We start from the raw sequence: 16864 nt of genomic DNA, 5'->3' as shown, positions 1-16864 counted from the left end.
GCGTTCCCGATCACCGTTTTTTGAGCGCCGTGAGCAAGTCACGTTCGTAGGTCTTCTCGGGCAGCGCCTCGAACCACTCCACAGCGAGAATATCCTCGTCGTCGAGTCCCGGGTCCGTCGCGAGCTCCGCCGTCGTCGGCGTCGCGTCGAACATCGCGAACCGGAACTCGAATTCTCGACTCTCCCCCTCGTGAACGAAGGTCCGTTCCTGGATCGCCGCGAGCCCGTCGATCTCGACCCCGAGACCGGTTTCCTCTCGAACTTCGCGGGCCGCACCCTCCGCGTGACTCTCGCCGACTTCGAGCATCCCGCCGGGCGCGATCCACGGCTTGGATCCACTCCAGCGCCGCCCCTGCCGGATCAACAACACTCGACCACCCTGCGTGACGAACCCGCCGACACCCCACGCGCTCTCAGCGGCACGCGAACGCGCATCCTCCCACTCGTCGGCGGGCAGGTCGCTCGTTGCCGACCGGCGGAGCACGTCCCCGTAGCGCGCCGCGAGGTCGTCGGGTGCGAGAAAGCGGTCGTCCCGACTCACGGAAGCTCGACGTCGACGCCCTCCTGCTGGCTCGCGGCTTTCACAGTGTTGTAGAGCAGCATCGCGCGCGTCATCGGGCCGACACCACCCGGGACGGGCGTGATGGCGCTCGCCTTCTCCTTCGCCGACTCGAACTCGATGTCGCCGACGAGTTCGTAGCCCTTCTCGGTGTCCGCGTCCACCCGGTTGACCCCGACGTCGATCACCACTGCACCCTCGCCGATCATCGAGCCGTCGAGGAGTTCGGGTGCGCCGACCGCCGCGACCACGACGTCGGCGTTCCGCGTCTTCTCGGCCAGGTCCTGCGTTCGGGAGTGACAGACGGTGACCGTCGCGTTGCCGTCGTCGGCCTTCTGGAGCAGGAGGTTCGCGAGCGGTTTGCCGACGATGCGCGAGCGCCCGACGATGGTGACGTCCTTGCCCTCGGTGTCGACGGCCGCCGACGCGAGGAGCTTCTGGACCCCGTGCGGCGTGCAGGGCTTGAATCGCGCGTCGCCCGCGACCAGCCGCCCGACGTTCTCGGGGTGGAAGCCGTCGACGTCCTTCGCGGGGTCGATCCGGCGGATCACCTCCCGATAGTCGATCTGGTCGGGGGTCGGGTCCTGAACGAGGTACCCATGAATATCGGGGTCGTCGTTGAGTTCGTCGATGGTCGAGTTGAGGTCGTCCTGCGAGGCGTCGGCGGGGAGTTCGACGTGGACGCCGTTGATCCCGACCTCCTCGCAGTCGCGCTGTTTCATCGAGACGTAGGTCTCGCTCGCGGGGTCGTCCCCAACGAGAACCGTGGCCAGGCCGGGCGTGACGCCGGCGTCCTCGAACGTCGCGATGCAGTCCTCGAGGTCCGAGCGGATGTCGTCGGCGACGGCGTTGCCGTCGATGACGTCGGTCATGGAGAAGCGCCGAGAGCCACGTTAATCAATGCCTCGGTCCGGGGAGTGGTCGTCCTGCCGGACTCACTCGTAGAGCGGGAACCGCTCGCAGAGCGCGTCGACGTCGGCCGAGACCTCCTCGACGACGCTCCCGTCGTCGGGGGCGTCCACGACGCGCGCGATACAGTCGGCGACCTCGCGGCAGGCATCGGCGTCGAAGCCGCGGGTCGTGAGCGCGGGCGTGCCCGCTCGGATCCCGCTGGCGACGAAGTTCGAGCGGGTTTCACCGGGGACCGTGTTCGCGTTGAGCACGATACCCGTTCCTTCGAGGGCTTCCTCGACCTCTTTGCCCGTCGTATCGGGATGGGACTCTCGGAGGTCGCAGAGCACGAGGTGGGTATCCGTGCCGCCCGAAACCAGCCCGAGGCCGTGCTCCTGCATTCGGTCGCCGAGCGCCGTCGCGTTCTCGACCACCTGTTCGGCGTACGCCTCGAACTCGGGTTCGAGCGCCTCGCCGAAGCCCACCGCTTTGCCCGCGACGTTGTGCATCAACGGCCCGCCCTGCATTCCGGGGATGATCGCCGCGTCGATGGCGTCGGCGTGCGCCTCGCCCGAGAGGATCATCCCGCCGCGGCCCGAGCGGATGGTCTTGTGAGTGCTCCCGGTGACGAAGTCCGCGATACCCACTGGCGAAGAGTGGACACCCGCCGCGACGAGGCCCGTGATGTGGGCGATGTCGGCGAGCTGGTAGGCGTCGACGCTCTCGGCGATTTCCTGAAAGCGCTCCCAGTCGACCTCGCGCGGGTAGGCCGAGTAGCCCGAGATGATCATGTCGGGCTCGAACTCGTTCGCGTGTTTCTCGATGGCCTCGTAGTCGAGTCGCCCGCTCTCGGGGTCGACCCCGTAGTGTTCGACCTCGTACACCTTCCCGGCGAAGTTCGCCTTGAAGCCGTGCGAGAGGTGGCCGCCGTTGGTGAGGTCCATCGAGAGGATCTTGTCGCCGGGTTCGAGCGCGGCGAGGTAGACCGCCATGTTGGCCTGGGAGCCGGAGTGGGGCTGGACGTTGACGTACTCGGCCCCCCAGAGCTCCTTCGCGCGGTCGATGGCCAACTGTTCGACCTCGTCGGCGTACTCACAGCCGCCGTAGTAGCGCTCGCCGGGGTAACCCTCGGCGTACTTGTTGGTGAGCGCGCTGCTCTGGGCGTCCATGACTGCAGGGGAGACGTGGTTCTCGCTCGCGATCATCGAGAGCGTCGAGCGCTGCCGGTCGAGTTCGCCGTCGAGCGCGTCCGCGACCGCCGGGTCCGTGTGCCGAACGTCCTCGTAGTCCATGTTCGCCCCTTCGGTCGCACCGTCAATAGCGTACCGATACCGCACCATATTTCCGGACCTCGTGACGACACCGCCGAGGATTTACTTCGGTCGTCTCTATCCCACGTATGCCCCGACCGAAGTCCTCGTTCGACCGACTCCGCCCGTTCCAGTTCCGCGAACCGAGCGACGTACTCGACGACGACACGATGTACACCGTCTACGAGATCGCTCGGCTGCTCCAGGGGCTCGACCCCGAAACCGAACTCGACGTCGAGACCGAGGACGTCCTGCTCGACTGGGCGATCCCGTGGATGGTGACGAACGCCGAGGAACTCTGCTTCGCCGACCCCGCCGCCGACGACGAACCCGGTCACTACGGGCTGGCGTGACCCGCTCACCGGGATTCCCCGGCGGTCACCGCCACCGAACCGACCGACCCCCGCGAGCGAAGCCCTATACCCGAGGGCGCACGAACCGAGCACACGAACGATGAGCGGCGAGGGAGCCAGCAGCGAGACGGCCACCACGACCGGCGAGCCCAGCGAGAGCCCGGACGCTGACTCCGCCCCGCCGAACTGGCGCGACGTGTTCGGCTACGACGAGCCCTACGACAACCAGGCCGACGCGATCGAGACCGCGATCGAGACGGGCGAACGGGGCGGCTACCTCGTGATGGAGGGGGCCTGCGGGACCGGCAAGACGATGGCGGCGCTCACCGCCGCGGGCACCCTGCTCCGCGAGACCGACCGCTACGACAACGTGCTCGTGGTGACGCCGGTCAAACAGCAGCGCCAGCAGTTCATCGAGGACCTCAGAGCCATCAACGAGCGAGTCGACGACCCCTTCGACGGGCTGGCGCTGGTCGGCAAGGCCGACCTCTGTCCCTACGAGCGTGCCGGCGCGTTCGAGGAGAGTACACAGGAGGCCTGCGAGGAGCTCCGAGACCACACCTCGGGGCTGGTCGCACACGGCGACGGCGGCGGCGAGGGCGAGGTCTGGTGGGACTCGGCGCGCGCCGGCGAACTCGTTTCGTCAGCCAGAATCGACCCCGATTCGTGGAACACGCTCGACGACAACCTCTCCATGGGGGATCACACCGCACCGTACCCCACCGCCCGACCGACCGCGCCCGACTCGCTGGCCGAGGACGACCACGCACCCACGTTCTGCCCGTTCGAGGCCGACTGGTACGCGCGGGACAAGTCGGTCCCCGTGAGCTTCGACGCCGGGGAGGAGAACGTCGTCACCACCGACGAACTCCTCGCGGGGTCGGTCCCGGCGGGCACCTGCCCGCACCGCTCGATGGGCACGCTGCTCGACGACGCCGAGGTCGTCGTGGGCAACTACACCCACCTCTTCGATCCTCGGACCCGGGCGCTCACCGACGGCGCGGTCGACGACCGGACCTTCGTCATCGTCGACGAAGCCCACAGGTTGGAGGGCAGAGTCAGGGAGATGCTGAGCGACCGAGTGGGGATCCACTCGCTCCGGCGGGCGCGTAACGACGTCCAGTACCTCCGCACGCGGGCGGGCCAGTCGCGCGAACACCGCGCCCAGGTCGCCGAACTCCTCGACCCCCACGAGGTCGGCACCGACTCGCTCGAACGCGTCGAGGAGTTCTTCGACGAGGCCATCGACTGGGTCGACTCGCGGGTCGATCGCTACCTCGCGAACGAGTTCGGCGATCTCGACCGAGCGGCCGACGACCTCCCCGAGACGGTCGAGATCCCGCTTCGCGACCCCGAGATCGAGGAACGCGACGAGTTCTCGGCGTGGGCACGCGAGGCGGGTTACTCGGCCTCGTTCTGCAAGTCGCTCCACTCGGTCGGTGCGGCGGTCGAGGACGTGCTGGGAACCGTCGCACCCGAGCGGTCGTGCGTCTGCGGCGACGTCGGCCGGCTCGTCGCGCGGTGGTGGACCCGCGACCACGCCTCGTATTTCAGGGAAGTCACGCTCACGAGCACCGACCGCGACCATCTGGAGGGGTGGGAACGCCACTACACCGCCGCGCTGTTCTGCTACGACTGTCTGCCCGCCGAGGACCTGAAGGAGCGCTTTTCGAACCTCGGGGGCGGCGTACTGATGAGCGCGACGCTCGAACCCATCGACGTCTTCCGTGAGTGTGTGGGGCTCGACGGGGTCGCGGTCGAGGAGGGGGACGGGACGGACGAAGAGACGGAGGAGGAAGCGGCCGAGCCCCGCCCGGTGGTCGAGCGGACCTACGACCTGACGTTCCCCCCGGAGAACCGGGCGAGCTGGGTGGTCGACGCGCCGGCGTTCACCGCCCGGAACCGCGGCCCGCCGGCGGAGAACAACGGCGTTCGCGAGACCTACGCCTACGCGCTCCGCGAGCTCGCCAGGAACCCCGGCAACGTTCTGCTCTGTCTCCCGAGCTATCGCGAGGCGGCGTGGGCGGGCGAGCGGCTCGCGGGGGCGCTCGACAAACCAGTCCTCGTCGACGAGGCGTCGAGCGACGCCACGACGGAGGCGCTCAAACGCGAGTTCTTCGCGGGCGAGGGCAAGGTCCTCGTGACCTCGACGCGGGGAACCCTCACGGAGGGCGTGGACTACGACGGCGACAAACTCGGGACGTGTGCGGTGGTCGGGGTGCCGCTCGTCAACGTGGCTTCACCCCGGATCCGGGCGGTTCGACGGGCCTACGGGGCTGCTTTCGACGAATCGAAGGCGTTCCGGTACGCGCTCACGGTGCCCGCGGTCCGGCGGGCGCGCCAGGCCATCGGCCGCGTCATCCGCGGCCCCGAGGAGGTCGGGGTCAGGGCCTTCGTCGACGAACGCTACACGCCCGACGCACCGCGGTCGGTCGCCGACTGCCTCCCCGACGCCGAGCGCGAGGAGTTCGTGACGCTGACGCCGATGTTCGTGGAGACGGTCGTCGACCGATTCGGCACCGAGCACCCCGAGTTCGGTGGGTAGAGAACACACCAACGGGTTTCACGGAAGAGGGCACTGATACAGCCGCTGAGACGGTCGTGTCGTGGGCCGGCGGGCCGGGGGATGGCCCGGGCCCACGTTCTCGTGACCAGCCGAGCAGGGGAACGGGTCGACAGACGACGGATGTGGGGGGTGACTGGATCGAACCTACTCGGCGAGTGGGCGTTTCGGTGCGCACGTTATGGTCCTTTTGGCCAGTTGATGTTTTCTCGACGGTCGCGGCCACTTGGAGTATCCCCGGTGGCCCTCGGACTGACGGATGGAGCGCGCGACCCCCTCCGAACCGGTTCGCTCGAATCCGATCCGAGTGATCGGTCACGTTTATGTGCGTGCCTGTACTGTCCCCCGCTGGGTGATGCCATGCAAGGGAACAACGGAGTCGACCGGGAGAGCGGGCACGTACGAACCTGCCAGCGGTGTCGGAAGGGGATGCCGAGCCCCTACATCAACGACGGGGTCTGTTATCACTGTCGGGACCGGTAACCGGTCGTAGTCGCGGTTCCGACGAGCACGAAAACCGACGGCGAGCGCGCTCTTCGAGTCGAAAAGGGGGGGGGAGGACAGGACCGAGGGGGAGTAGTTACGAGTGATGCCAGGCAACGGATTCCCCCGCTGGTCCTACCCGATCCTCGATGCCAGTTCGCAATAAGCTTTGTGCGTATTCTCACATCCAGAAATTAGCCTCATCACATTCGATACGCGCGGCGGACAACCGACCCGACCGGCCCTCTATTTCGACTGGAAATATCATATCCATAGAATAACGACCGCTATTGAGCGGTCGGGAATCCCTCGTGCTCACAGCTGTGAAATCGAATCGGCTCGTACGAATCAGTCATCAGTCCGGTGCGTGCCGGCGTGGAAGGGGCGGTCAGTCGTCGCCGATGAACCGGAGCGCGACGCCGAGGGCGATCACCGCGAGACCCGCGATGGCGCTCATGATCGGCGGAACCGGGAGGAAGAGCAGTACGACACCGGCGAGGATCAACAGCGTGGACTTTTGGACCATGCGCGCCCTCGCTGGTCCGGCCGGATACCCTTTGTGGTCGGATGAGGAAGTCAGCAGAACTCCTGGCTCGCGAACACCCTGGTCTGGCCGTCGACCTCCTCGATGTAGACCCCGATCCCCTCGTTCTCCCAGTAGGGTTTGAGGAGGTTCTCGCGGTGGTCGGTCGAGTTCATCCAGCCGTTGACGATGCCGCGGGCGAGTTCCTCCTGGGTGTCGTACTCCACGGTTCGGTTCTCCATTCGGACGGGCGCGTCGTAGTAGGTGTAGAGGATGTTCTCGCCGCCGGTGGCGTACCGGAGACCGTCCATCGGGACGCGACACTGGTAGCCGAACTTCTCGTAGCGGTCGGCGACGGTCTCGCCGTCGGGACCGACGTGGGCGAAGTAGCTCCGGTTCGCCATGTCGGCGCTGTGATAGCGCGCGATCGACCGGAGCCCGGTGTCGAAGCTGAGGTTCGAGAGCCCGCGGTCGGCACGTCGTTCGTTGATCCCCTCGTGGACGAGATACTCGAGGCGCGTGCCGTTGAGTTCGCCGGCGTTCGAACTCGGGACCGACGCGTTCGTCCCCGGATCGGCCACGGATCCGGCGTCGCCCGCGACGTCGCTCACACCGACCGTGCCGACGTCCGCGAGTTCGTCCACGTCCTCGAACGGGTCGAGGCCGGTCGCGTTCTCGACCATCCCACCGAGGTCGGACGGCTGGCTCGGGAGTCCACCGAACGCGAAGCCGGCGGCGAGCGCGACCACGCAGACCACGAACGCGAGCCGCAGAACGGTCGAGACGACCCAGCCGACCGCACCGACGAGCCAGCGAAACATCTACCGGTGGTTCTCGTCGGATAGCTATGTATCTGTCCGTCGGGCCGGAAAGACCGTGTCAGATGGCGAGAACGCCCGGGTCGAGGCTGTCACCCGGTCGGCTGTGTCGCCAGCGAACCGGGCTCTCGGTACACTGGACGGTCTGGTCCGAGCCACAGGAGCCGACGAACAACACGATGAGACAGTAGATCGGCGGGCGGTCGCGGTCGGACTCGTCGCCGATGCTCACGATCGTGATCCGTTCGACGCCCTCGACCTCGCAGTCGACCCCGGTCGCCTCGCGGACGTTCCGTCTCGCCCCGGCTTCGAGCGACTCGTCGGCGGCGACCGCGCCGCGAGGCGGTGCCCACTCGTTGTGGCGGTCGCGCACGAGCAGGGTCTCGTCGGCGTCGTTGGTGACCCGCACGCCCGCCGCGGCGTGCTCGACGGTGTCGACCGCGGCGGCCTCCTCGTACCGAGGGCCCGAGACCGACCAGCTCACCTGGTGGACCGGCGCGGAGCCGTACTCGTCCGTCAGTCGCGAGAGCTGGTCGGTGACCCAGCCCTCCGACCGCTCGGAAACGCTCATGGCATCACCACATCGGTCGACAGTATAAATCCGGTGTATCGTTCACCGGCGACCGGCCGCCGATTCGCCCCATTTTATCCTTTCAGACGTTTCACGTCGAGATTTTCTCAAGAAATGAGCTGTATTTACACGTGTTCGTCGAGGAATCGTGCGATCCGGGTGTAGGCCTCGATCCGGTTGTCACGCTTGACGATCCCGTGACCTTCATCGTCGAAGACCAGCTTCTCGACCGGGACCCCCTGGTCACGAACGCGCTCGGCGACCTGGTCGGCCTCGCCGACCGGGACTCGGGGGTCGTTCGCGCCGTGGAGGACGAACAGCGGCGCGTCGATGTTCTCGATGTGCGTGAGCGGACTGATGGATTCGAGGAGTTCGCGGTCCTCGTCCAACGACCCGTACTCGGCCTCGCGGAGCGCGCGCCGCCACGACCCGGTGTTCTCGAGGAAGGTCACGAAGCTCGCGATACCCACGATGTCGACCCCCGCGGCCCACAGGTCGGGATACTCGGTGAGCGAGGCGAGCGTCATGAACCCGCCGTAGGAGCCGCCCATCACCGCGATCCGGTCGGGGTCGACGAGCGGGTGGTCCGCGAGCCACGCCGCGCCGCGCTCGATGTCGGCCACCGAATCCATCCGTTTCTCCACGTCGTCGAGGTGGGTGTAGGCCTTCCCGTAGCCCACCGATCCCCTCACGTTGGGCTCGAACACCGCGTAGCCCGCCTCGCAGAGGTACTGGGTGACCGGGCTGAACGAGGGTCGGCGTTGGCCCTCGGGTCCGCCGTGAATGTCGACCACGACAGGTGTATCGCCCTCGGCCGCGTCCGCAGGAACCGAGAAGAACGCGGGTATCTCCCGGCCGTCGAAGGTCTCGTACCGAACGAGGTCGGGCTCACGGAAGTCCTCGCGCGCGAACCCGGCGCTCGCGGCGCGGGTCCACCGCTCGGCCGCACCGGTTTCGACCTCGACGACGTGGACGTTGGTGTTCTCGCGCGGCCCCGTGACCGTCACCGCGAACCGCTCCGCCTCGTCGTCGAAGGCGATCCCACCCGCGACGCCGTCGGGGAGGTCGGGGTCGGGGAAGGACTCGACCTCGGTCTCGCCCACGAGCCGGCCAGCGGTGAGCTCGGTGTAGCCGTCGACGTTGCGGGCGTAGACGATTCTCCTTGTATCCTCGTGGAGCGCGAACCCCTCGACGTTCCAGTCGCCGCCGTCGATGACGGGTTCGATCTCACCCGTCGCGAGGTCGAGCCGGGCGAGAGAGAGGGTGTCGGAATCGTGGTCGGTCACGACGTAGAGCGCCTCGCCCCGTGGCCCCCATGCGGCGTTCAGGAACCGCACGTCGCCCTCGTGTGGTGTGACGTGTTCGATCCCGCCGCTCTCGACGTCGAGGATCGAGAGGTCCTGGTCGAAGCTCGAATGGGCCTGGCTCACGATCAGCCGGTCGTCGTCGGGCGAGAAGCCGCCGAGGGTGAGCCAGCCCTCGCCCTCGTGGACGAGGGTCGCCTCGTCGCCCGTCTCGGTGCGTTCCTGGACGTAGATGTCGAACACCGAGTCGTCGCGTCGGTTCGCCGCGAAGGCGAACCGCTCGCCATCGTGGCTCCAACCGCCCCAGCGATGTTTGGCTGCGGGGGTGTCGGTGAGCGGCGTCACGTCCCCGTCGTCGAGGAGGAAGAGCTGGGCGCGTTCGTTGCCCCCGTCGTCCATTCCGAAGACCAGCTCCTCGCGTTCGGGGGAGTGTGAGACGAACGTGACGCGCTCGTCGAAGAAGGTACGCTGTTCGGGCCACGCACCCGGTTCGCGGAGCGACCAGACCTGCGGGGTGCCGGTGGCGTCGAGGAGGAAGGCGAGTTCGCCCGCGGGCGAGAACGACCCGCCGTAGGCGCTGCGGACGTTGAGATACCGCTCGATGTCCGTGGGCATGGCTCACGTACCCCCGACGATCACAAATCCCTTCGGGTCGTCACCGATGGGCGCTCGACCGCTATCCTGGAGTCGCGCGACACGCCGTTCCCGTAATAGCTCATATCGAAAATAGGACGTTCTCAACGAGTTGCCCGGCGGATGACGAGCACCGTCGCTGCTCGGGTTCTGTGTTCTCGTCGTGCGGCTCGACAGCCTCGGAACGGCCGCCTCGGAGCCGATGGCCGCCAACTGACTTCCCGCGAAGGGGTATTCGTCCGCTCGACGATTGAATTTAGCCCACCCCGTTATCGACCCCCGGACAAGACAGATAAGGCAACGGACCGTACGGACCTCAATCGTGATCGAACCGGAGCCGGACTCGAACTCAGTGCTTCCCGACGACGAGCGGTTGTCGGCCGTCGAGAAGTGGCTGGCTCCGGCCGTCGGCGTCGCCGTGGTGCTCGTCCTCCTGTTCAGCGTCGGCTTCCTCCTCACGGACTACCTCGGGGACGACTCCGCGAGCGCGGGTGCCGACCAGTCGAACGGCGTCGGTGTCGCGGCCGGGAACGGCACTTCAACGGCGAGCGATATCCCGACGACGCGCGGCGTGGCGACGAACGAGACCGTGACGGCGGTCGCGACGACGTCAGCGACGGGGAACTCGACTGCAGCAGCTACGGCGACACCGACCACGACGGAGGTCACGAACGCCACGGAGCCGACCACCGATAGCCCAGCAGCCGCCGGCTCCGATGCCGAAGCGGACTCCGATACTGGGGCCGACTCCGATGCTGGAGCTGGTGACAACACCGGCACCGGAGCCGACGCCAGTTCCGACACGGGGGCCGATTCCGACACCGGAGCGGACAACAGTACCGGGGCGGAGTCAGATACTGAGGGCGATTCCGATAGTGGGGCCGACTCCGGTACTGGAGCCGACGCCGGTCCCGATACGGAGGGCGATACTGGAGGTGATGCCGATGCCGGAGCGGACGCCGATACCGAAGCCGACGACGATACCGACGCTGACGACGACACCGAGGCCGATACCGAGGTTGACGACGATACCGAAGCTGATGGCGATGCCGACGCTGACGACGACACCGAGGCCGACGACGATACCGAAACGGCAACCCCGACAGCCACCGAGACGGACACCGAAACTGCGACGGCAACCGATACCGACACCGCGACGACGACCGAGACGGCCACGGACACGGCGACCGACACCCCAACCGAGACCGCGACGCCAACGGAAACCGAAACGGCTACTGAGACCGAAACAGCCACCGAGACGGAGACGGCGGAGCAAGCCGCGCAAGCGAGTGTCGCGGTCGATTCATCGACACCGACGGCGACCGCCGTCGCGGCCGCCTCGGCGGAAGCGGTGTCGGACGCCACCGAGACGCCGACCGCAACCGCGACGGCCACCGAGACCGCTACGGCGACCGTAACCGGAACGGCCACGGCAACCGCAACCGAGACGGTGACCGCAACCGCGACGGCCACTGCGACGGCCGCCGCGGAAACCGCGGCGTAACCGGGAGGTCGACGGGGGGCTCCCACTCGGCACGCCGTCCCCGGTCAGTTCGTTTTTACCCACGGCGACCCGATTCGATCCATGGAATCGCCTTCGGGGCAGCGGCGGGGTCGGTCGCTCGCGGGACGGGACGTCGCAGTCGTCGGCGGTGGGTTCGGCGGGCTGTCGGCGGCGTGCTATCTCGCCGACGCGGGGGCCGCGGTCACCGTGCTCGAAAAGAACGACCAGGTCGGTGGACGTGCCTCGCAACTCGAACGGGACGGCTTCCGGTTCGACATGGGCCCCTCGTGGTACCTGATGCCCGACGTCTTCGAGCGCTTCTTCGGTGCGTTCGGCAAACAGCCGACGGACTACTACGGCCTCACCCGCCTCGACCCCCACTACCGGATCTTCTTCAAGGACGGCGACCGGGTCGACCTCACGCCCGACCGCGACCAAGTCCGGGCGGTCTTCGAGTCCTACGAGGAGGGCGGCGCGGCGGCCTTCGACGACTACCTCGAACGGAGCGAACGGACCTACGAAACCGCCCTGGAACGGTTCGTCTACACCGACCGCCCTCGGGCGCGCGACTGGGTCGACCCCGACGTGATGCGCTCGGCCCCCATCGGACTGAGCCTGCTGCGCTCGATGGAATCCCACGTCTCGCGGTACTTCGACGACCCGAAGCTCCAGCAGATCACCCAGTACACCCTCGTCTTTCTGGGGGGGTCCCCGAAGAACACGCCCGCGCTCTACACCATGATGAGCCACGTGGACTTCAACCTCGGCGTCTACTACCCCGAGGGCGGATATGGGGGGGTTGTGGACGGCATCACCGACCTCGCGCGCGAACTCGGGGTGACCTTCGAGACGGGTGCGGAGGTCACGGAGATCACCAGCAAGCGCGACGGGTTCGTCCTCGACACCGCCGCTGGCGACCACGCGACCGACCTCGTGGTCTCGGACGCCGACTACGCCCACACCGAACAGGACCTCCTCCCCGAGCACGAGCGCCAGTACTCGGCTGAGTACTGGGAGAAGCGAACCCTCGCGCCCTCGGCCTTCCTGCTCTACCTCGGCGTCGAGGGCGACGTCGACCCACTCGCCCACCATACTCTTGTACTGCCCACGGACTGGGACGGCCACTTCGAGGAGATCTTCGAGCGACCGGCGTGGCCCGAGGATCCCGCATATTACCTCTGCGTGCCCTCGCAGACCGACGACACGGTGGCCCCCGAGGGCCACTCGAACCTCTTCGCGCTCGTCCCGATCGCGCCCGGCCTCGACGACACCCCCGAGATCCGCGAGGAGTATCGCGAGAAAGTGCTGGACGACATCGCGGAGAACACCGGCGTCGAACTCGCTGACCGGATCGTCGTCGAGGAGACCTTCTCGGTCGACGACTTCGCCGAGCGGTACAACAGCCTCCGGGGAACGGCGCTGGGGCTCGCCCACACCCTCCGTCAGACCGCGCTGTTCCGCCCGCCCCACAAGTCGGAGGCGGTGCCCGGACTCTACTTCGCGGGCGGGTACACCACGCCGGGGATCGGCGTGCCGATGTGTCTCGTGAGCGGCGAGCACGCCGCCGAGGCCGTGATCGACGACCACGCCCGATGAGCGTCGCGGAGCGCGTCCGCCGGGGGGTGAGTCGCCTCGGGCGAACCGTGCCACCCGACTCGTTCGTGGGGTATCTCCTCCGGCTCTCGCGCCCGCGCTTCTGGCTCTATCTGGCCGGTCCCGTAGCGGTCGGCGCGGTCTACGCCGCGTCCGCGCCCGCCGACCTCCTCTCGCCAACGGCCCTCGCGCTGTTCGCCTACTTCCTGGTCCCCGCGAACGTCTTCCTCTACGGCGTCAACGACGTCTTCGACGCCGACGTCGACGCCGAGAACCCGAAGAAGGAGGGTCGGGAGGTGCGCTATACGGGAAGCCGGACCGTGCTCGCCGCCGTCGCGGTGAGCGGTCTGCTAATGCTCGGGTTCGTGCCCGTCCTCCCCTTCCCCGCGCTCGTCGCGCTCGCGGGCTTCGCCGTCCTCGCGGTCGAGTACAGCGCGCCGCCCCTCCGGTTCAAGACGACCCCGCTGCTCGATTCGGTCTCGAACGGGCTCTACATCCTGCCCGGTGTCGTGGCCTACGCCGCACTCGCGGGTGAGCTCCCGCCGCTCGCCGCCATCCTCGGGGGCTGGCTCTGGGCGATGGGGATGCACACCTTCTCCGCGATCCCCGACATCGAACCGGACCGGCGAGCGGGGATCCGGACGACGGCCACCGCGCTCGGTGAGCGCCGGACCTACGCCTACTGTGGGGCGTGCTGGCTCGCGGCGGCGCTCGCGTTCGGGGTCGTCCACGTCCTGCTCGGGGCGCTCCTGCTCGCATATCCCGTGTTGGTGGCCGCCATCGCGCGCTCGGCGGTCGACGTCGAACGCGCCTACTGGTGGTATCCGATCGTGAACACGGTAGTGGGAATGGTATTGACCCTCGGTGGCGTCTGGGTGTTGGTAGCCGGTGGCTGAGCCGTCCCTCGGGACGGCCACGACCCGGGAGCACATCGAGGCGCGGCTCGACCGACTCGTGGCCGAGAACCGGTTCACCATCGCGGTGGTGTTCCCGGCCGTCGGCGCGGTCCTCCTGCTCGCGAGCGCCGCGGACCTCGTCGGCCCGCCGCTCCAGTTCAACCCCGGTCTCATCCTCTTGGGGACGGTCGTGATGCGGCTGCCGCTGGTGGCGGGGGTCGCGCCGCTGGTCGACCGCCGAGCCGCCATCGGGATCGGCGTGCTCGTAGCCTACGCCTTCGGTATCGAACTCATCGGCGTGACGACCGGCTGGCCCTACGGCGAGTTCGAGTACCTGATCGAGCTCGGGCCGATGCTGTTCGGGGAGGTACCGCTCGGCCTCCCGGTCTTCTTCCTCCCGCTGGTGCTCAACAGCTACCTCCTCTGTCTGCTCCTGCTCGGCGAGCGGGCGCGGAACCGGGCCGTCCGGCTCGTCGCGGTCATCGTCACGGTGTTGCTCGTTGACGTGGTGCTCGACCCCGGTGCGGTCGCGGTCGGCTTCTGGAGCTACTCCGGCGGGGCGTTCTACGGCGTCCCGGTCTCGAACTACCTCGGCTGGGTGCTCTCGGCGACGGTCTCGGTCGTCGTCTTCGACCTCTCGTTCGACCGCACCCGCCTCACCCGCCGGCTCGAAGACTGTGGGTTCATGCTCGACGACCTCGTGAGCTTCGTGGTGCTCTGGGGGACGGTCAACGCCGTCTTCGCCAACTGGGTCCCCCTGCTGGTCGCCCTCGCCCTCGGGGCCGGTCTCGTGGTCACCGACCGGTTCGACGTTCCGGTCCGTTCGACGGCCGGGAGGTAGAAAAACGAGCCCCGTTCGTCAGCGCATCGGGGCCGCGCCCTCGGGCCCGTGGTGGCGCGTCGGGACGTGTGCGACCGTGCTGACCTTTGCGAAGACGGCGTCGGGGTCCTTGTTCCAGAGCCAGTGCCACCGGGTGCGCGCGAGCAGGGAGAGCTTCCGCGCCGTGCTCAGTTCGGGCGTCGCCGAGAGCACGTCGTAGTCCCGGGCTCGGATCAGCCGGTGGTGGTCGGCGTAGAGGACGGCGGCGAGCAGGACCGGGAACTGGCAGTCCTGCGGGAGGTACTTGATGCCCGCGACACCCTCGCGGTAGCGTTCCTCCGTGCGCCGGAGCTCGCTCGCCATCAGCGTCGCGAAGTCGTCGTCCATCTCGAAGCGCTCGATCTGGGTCTCGGTGACGCCGTGTTCGTCGAGGACGGTCTGCGGAAGGTAGATCCGGTCGCGCTCGATCACGTCCTCGCGAACGTCGCGCAGGAAGTTGGTGAGCTGGAAGGCCTCGCCGAGCGTGCGGGCGTGCGGACGGGCGGTGTCGGCGTCGTCCGGGTCCATCACCGCGGTCATCATCTCGCCGACCGCGGCCGCGGAGCCACCCATGTAGGTGTCGAGCTCGTCGTGGTCGGCGTAGCGGCGTTTCGTGATGTCGGTCGCCATCGCGTCGACGAACTCGTCGACGGCGGCCTCGGGGATGCCGTACCGGTCGCGGAGCTCGCTGAAGGCCGCGAGCACGCTGTCGTCGGTCTCCCCGTCGAGCGCGGCACGGCGGATGGCTTCGAGCCGGTCGCGCTGTTCGTCGGGCGGCGGGCCGTCGGGGTCGTCGACCACCTCGTCGGCGACCCGGAAGAAGGCGTAGAGGACGTAGGTCGCGTGGCGAACGCGCTCGGGGAGGAGCCGCGTCGCGACGTAGAACGTCGTCCCCGTCCGCCGATGGATCGCCTTGCTTTCGGCGAGCTGGGTTCCGTCAACCATGTCGTTGTGTTCTGTTCGGGCGAGACCGACTTATGTGTTTGTACGTTGTAACATCTAAGAAGTTATTATAGTAAACCCGTCATTTTTCGAGAGGAAGATTTTCGCCCGCCGGCGAACCGGTTTCGGGGCGAGTGCGAGGCTATTCGTCGAGCAGCTGTTCGGCGAGGATCGGCACGAACGTCCCGACGTCGGTGACCATCCCGACCGCCTGGGCGGAGCCGCGGTCGAGGAGCTGGGTGACGGTGGCGGGGTTGATGTCGACGCAGATCACGCGGGTCGAGGAGGGCAGACAGTTGCCGACCGCGACCGAGTGGAGCAGGGTCGAGAGCATCAACACCATGTCGGCCTCGTGGGCCTGCTCGCGGATCGCGTTCTGGGCTTCGACCGCGTCGGTCATGGTGTCGGGGAGCGGGCCGTCGTCCCGGATCGAGCCCGCGAGCACGAACGGCCGGTCGTTGGTCACGCACTCGTACATCACGCCGGATTCGACCAGCCCCTGGTCGACCGCGTCACCGATCGACCCCGCACGGATGACCTGACTGATGGTGTAGATGTGGTGTTTGTGGCCTTTCCGGGGGTGGTCGAGGGTCTCGGTGTCCATCCCGAGCGAGGTGCCGTAGACGTCGCGTTCGAGGTCGTGGACCGCGAAGCCGTTGCCCGCCGAGAGCATGTCGACGTAGCCCTCTCGGACCAGTCTCGCGAGCGCCTCCCGGGCTCCGGAGTGGATGAGGGCGGGCCCACAGACCGCGAGCACGGAGCCGCCCTCGCGTTTGGTCTCGGCGATCGCGTCGGCGACTTTGCTGATGGTGGATTTCGAGGGGCGCTCGGAGGAGACCCCGCCCTGCATGAAGCCGAACGCGCCCTCCCTGCCCCGCGGTCGTTCGGGTGGTCGAACTCTGATACCGGTCTCACCGGTCACCACTCGATCTCCCTCCTCGATGGCGTTCAGGACCTTCGTGTACGCCCGAACGCCGTCCGAATCGTCCGCCGCTCGCGGCTCGCTTCGCTCCCCGCTCGCCGTCGAGTCGCTCCGCGACTCGTTCTCCACCACCACCGCAC

The 16864-nt window shown here is 67.8% G+C and carries 15 protein-coding genes and 1 pseudogene; 7 read left to right on the top strand and 9 right to left on the bottom strand.

The features are described 5' to 3' along the window. Nucleotides 1–10 precede the first annotated feature (10 nt). The 3 genes from D3261_RS13370 to glyA form a co-directional block, all read right to left on the bottom strand. Nucleotides 11–541, bottom strand: coding sequence for an NUDIX hydrolase (locus D3261_RS13370; protein WP_120073169.1), 531 nt, complete (start codon nt 539–541; stop codon nt 11–13). Continuing rightward, nucleotides 538–1431: a bifunctional methylenetetrahydrofolate dehydrogenase/methenyltetrahydrofolate cyclohydrolase gene (locus D3261_RS13365; RefSeq protein WP_120073167.1), complete on the bottom strand. Its 894-nt coding sequence runs from the start codon at nt 1429–1431 to the stop codon at nt 538–540. Before D3261_RS13365 ends, D3261_RS13370 begins: the two co-directional genes overlap by 4 nt. A gap of 63 nt (nt 1432–1494) precedes the next feature. Next, complete coding sequence (gene glyA, locus D3261_RS13360; protein WP_120073165.1) at nt 1495–2742, bottom strand: serine hydroxymethyltransferase; 1248 nt, start codon at nt 2740–2742, stop codon at nt 1495–1497. Between the two features lie 107 nt (nt 2743–2849). Between glyA and D3261_RS13355 the strand changes: the two genes are divergently transcribed. From D3261_RS13355 to D3261_RS20865, 3 genes are all read left to right on the top strand, one after another. After that, on the top strand, nt 2850–3113 hold the full coding sequence (locus D3261_RS13355) for a DUF5827 family protein (RefSeq protein ID WP_120073164.1): 264 nt from the start codon (nt 2850–2852) through the stop codon (nt 3111–3113). A 100-nt stretch (nt 3114–3213) separates the two neighbouring features. After that, entirely contained in the window at nt 3214–5658 is a 2445-nt protein-coding gene (locus D3261_RS13350; protein ID WP_120073162.1) for an ATP-dependent DNA helicase, read from the top strand. Between the two features lie 378 nt (nt 5659–6036). Then, nucleotides 6037–6159 (top strand): hypothetical protein, encoded by a 123-nt coding sequence (locus tag D3261_RS20865; RefSeq protein WP_255409224.1) that lies wholly within the window; start codon nt 6037–6039, stop codon nt 6157–6159. Between the two features lie 388 nt (nt 6160–6547). Here the strand turns inward: D3261_RS20865 and D3261_RS13345 are convergent, their stop codons facing one another. The 4 genes from D3261_RS13345 to D3261_RS13330 all read right to left on the bottom strand — a co-directional run bounded on the left by D3261_RS13345 (nt 6548) and on the right by D3261_RS13330 (nt 9990). Further along, on the bottom strand, nt 6548–6685 hold the full coding sequence (locus D3261_RS13345; RefSeq protein ID WP_120073160.1) for a transporter: 138 nt from the start codon (nt 6683–6685) through the stop codon (nt 6548–6550). Between the two features lie 50 nt (nt 6686–6735). Then, on the bottom strand, nt 6736–7503 hold the full coding sequence (locus D3261_RS13340; protein WP_120073158.1) for a CAP domain-containing protein: 768 nt from the start codon (nt 7501–7503) through the stop codon (nt 6736–6738). A 58-nt stretch (nt 7504–7561) separates the two neighbouring features. Continuing rightward, on the bottom strand, nt 7562–8071 hold the full coding sequence (locus D3261_RS13335) for an NUDIX domain-containing protein (protein ID WP_120073156.1): 510 nt from the start codon (nt 8069–8071) through the stop codon (nt 7562–7564). A gap of 125 nt (nt 8072–8196) precedes the next feature. Continuing rightward, complete coding sequence (locus tag D3261_RS13330; RefSeq protein ID WP_120073155.1) at nt 8197–9990, bottom strand: S9 family peptidase; 1794 nt, start codon at nt 9988–9990, stop codon at nt 8197–8199. Nucleotides 9991–10330: 340 nt separating this feature from the next. Here D3261_RS13330 and D3261_RS20055 point away from each other — a divergent pair, with 340 nt between their 5' ends. The 4 genes and pseudogenes from D3261_RS20055 (at nt 10331) to cruF (ending at nt 14842) form a co-directional block, all read left to right on the top strand. Beyond that, nucleotides 10331–11512, top strand: a complete 1182-nt coding sequence (locus D3261_RS20055; protein WP_158589390.1) for a hypothetical protein — start codon at nt 10331–10333, stop codon at nt 11510–11512. A 33-nt stretch (nt 11513–11545) separates the two neighbouring features. Beyond that, a pseudogene (locus D3261_RS13320) lies at nt 11546–13108 on the top strand (phytoene desaturase family protein); the annotation flags it as partial. Then, nucleotides 13105–14001, top strand: a complete 897-nt coding sequence (locus D3261_RS13315) for a prenyltransferase (protein WP_120073152.1) — start codon at nt 13105–13107, stop codon at nt 13999–14001. The pseudogene D3261_RS13320 and the gene D3261_RS13315, both read left to right, overlap by 4 nt. Continuing rightward, nucleotides 13994–14842: a bisanhydrobacterioruberin hydratase gene (gene cruF / locus D3261_RS13310; RefSeq protein WP_120073150.1), complete on the top strand. Its 849-nt coding sequence runs from the start codon at nt 13994–13996 to the stop codon at nt 14840–14842. Before D3261_RS13315 ends, cruF begins: the two co-directional genes overlap by 8 nt. Before the next feature lie 18 nt (nt 14843–14860). Here cruF and D3261_RS13305 read toward each other — a convergent pair whose 3' ends face one another. Beyond that, on the bottom strand, nt 14861–15805 hold the full coding sequence (locus D3261_RS13305) for a phytoene/squalene synthase family protein (RefSeq protein WP_120073148.1): 945 nt from the start codon (nt 15803–15805) through the stop codon (nt 14861–14863). A 139-nt stretch (nt 15806–15944) separates the two neighbouring features. Next, nucleotides 15945–16864 (bottom strand): TIGR00300 family protein (locus tag D3261_RS13300; RefSeq protein WP_233553990.1); only part of this gene is annotated, 920 nt, incomplete at its 5' end.

Origin of the sequence: Halococcus sp. IIIV-5B (assembly GCF_003602035.1) — an archaeon.
Lineage (GTDB): Archaea > Halobacteriota > Halobacteria > Halobacteriales > Halococcaceae > Halococcus > Halococcus salsus.
Note: the sequence above shows the minus strand (reverse complement) of the source record. Positions and strands in the feature narration are given on the sequence as shown.

Excerpts from the sequence above, each read along its gene's own strand:
- D3261_RS13330 (WP_120073155.1), bottom strand. The coding sequence starts at position 9,990 with ATGCCCACGGACATCGAGCGGTATCTCAACGTCCGCAGCGCCTACGGC.
- glyA (WP_120073165.1), bottom strand. The coding sequence starts at position 2,742 with ATGGACTACGAGGACGTTCGGCACACGGACCCGGCGGTCGCGGACGCG.
- D3261_RS13305 (WP_120073148.1), bottom strand. The coding sequence starts at position 15,805 with ATGGTTGACGGAACCCAGCTCGCCGAAAGCAAGGCGATCCATCGGCGG.
- D3261_RS13355 (WP_120073164.1), top strand. The coding sequence starts at position 2,850 with ATGCCCCGACCGAAGTCCTCGTTCGACCGACTCCGCCCGTTCCAGTTC.
- D3261_RS13315 (WP_120073152.1), top strand. The coding sequence starts at position 13,105 with ATGAGCGTCGCGGAGCGCGTCCGCCGGGGGGTGAGTCGCCTCGGGCGA.
- D3261_RS13345 (WP_120073160.1), bottom strand. The coding sequence starts at position 6,685 with ATGGTCCAAAAGTCCACGCTGTTGATCCTCGCCGGTGTCGTACTGCTC.
- D3261_RS20865 (WP_255409224.1), top strand. The coding sequence starts at position 6,037 with ATGCAAGGGAACAACGGAGTCGACCGGGAGAGCGGGCACGTACGAACC.
- D3261_RS13340 (WP_120073158.1), bottom strand. The coding sequence starts at position 7,503 with ATGTTTCGCTGGCTCGTCGGTGCGGTCGGCTGGGTCGTCTCGACCGTT.
- D3261_RS13335 (WP_120073156.1), bottom strand. The coding sequence starts at position 8,071 with ATGAGCGTTTCCGAGCGGTCGGAGGGCTGGGTCACCGACCAGCTCTCG.
- D3261_RS13365 (WP_120073167.1), bottom strand. The coding sequence starts at position 1,431 with ATGACCGACGTCATCGACGGCAACGCCGTCGCCGACGACATCCGCTCG.
- D3261_RS13350 (WP_120073162.1), top strand. The coding sequence starts at position 3,214 with ATGAGCGGCGAGGGAGCCAGCAGCGAGACGGCCACCACGACCGGCGAG.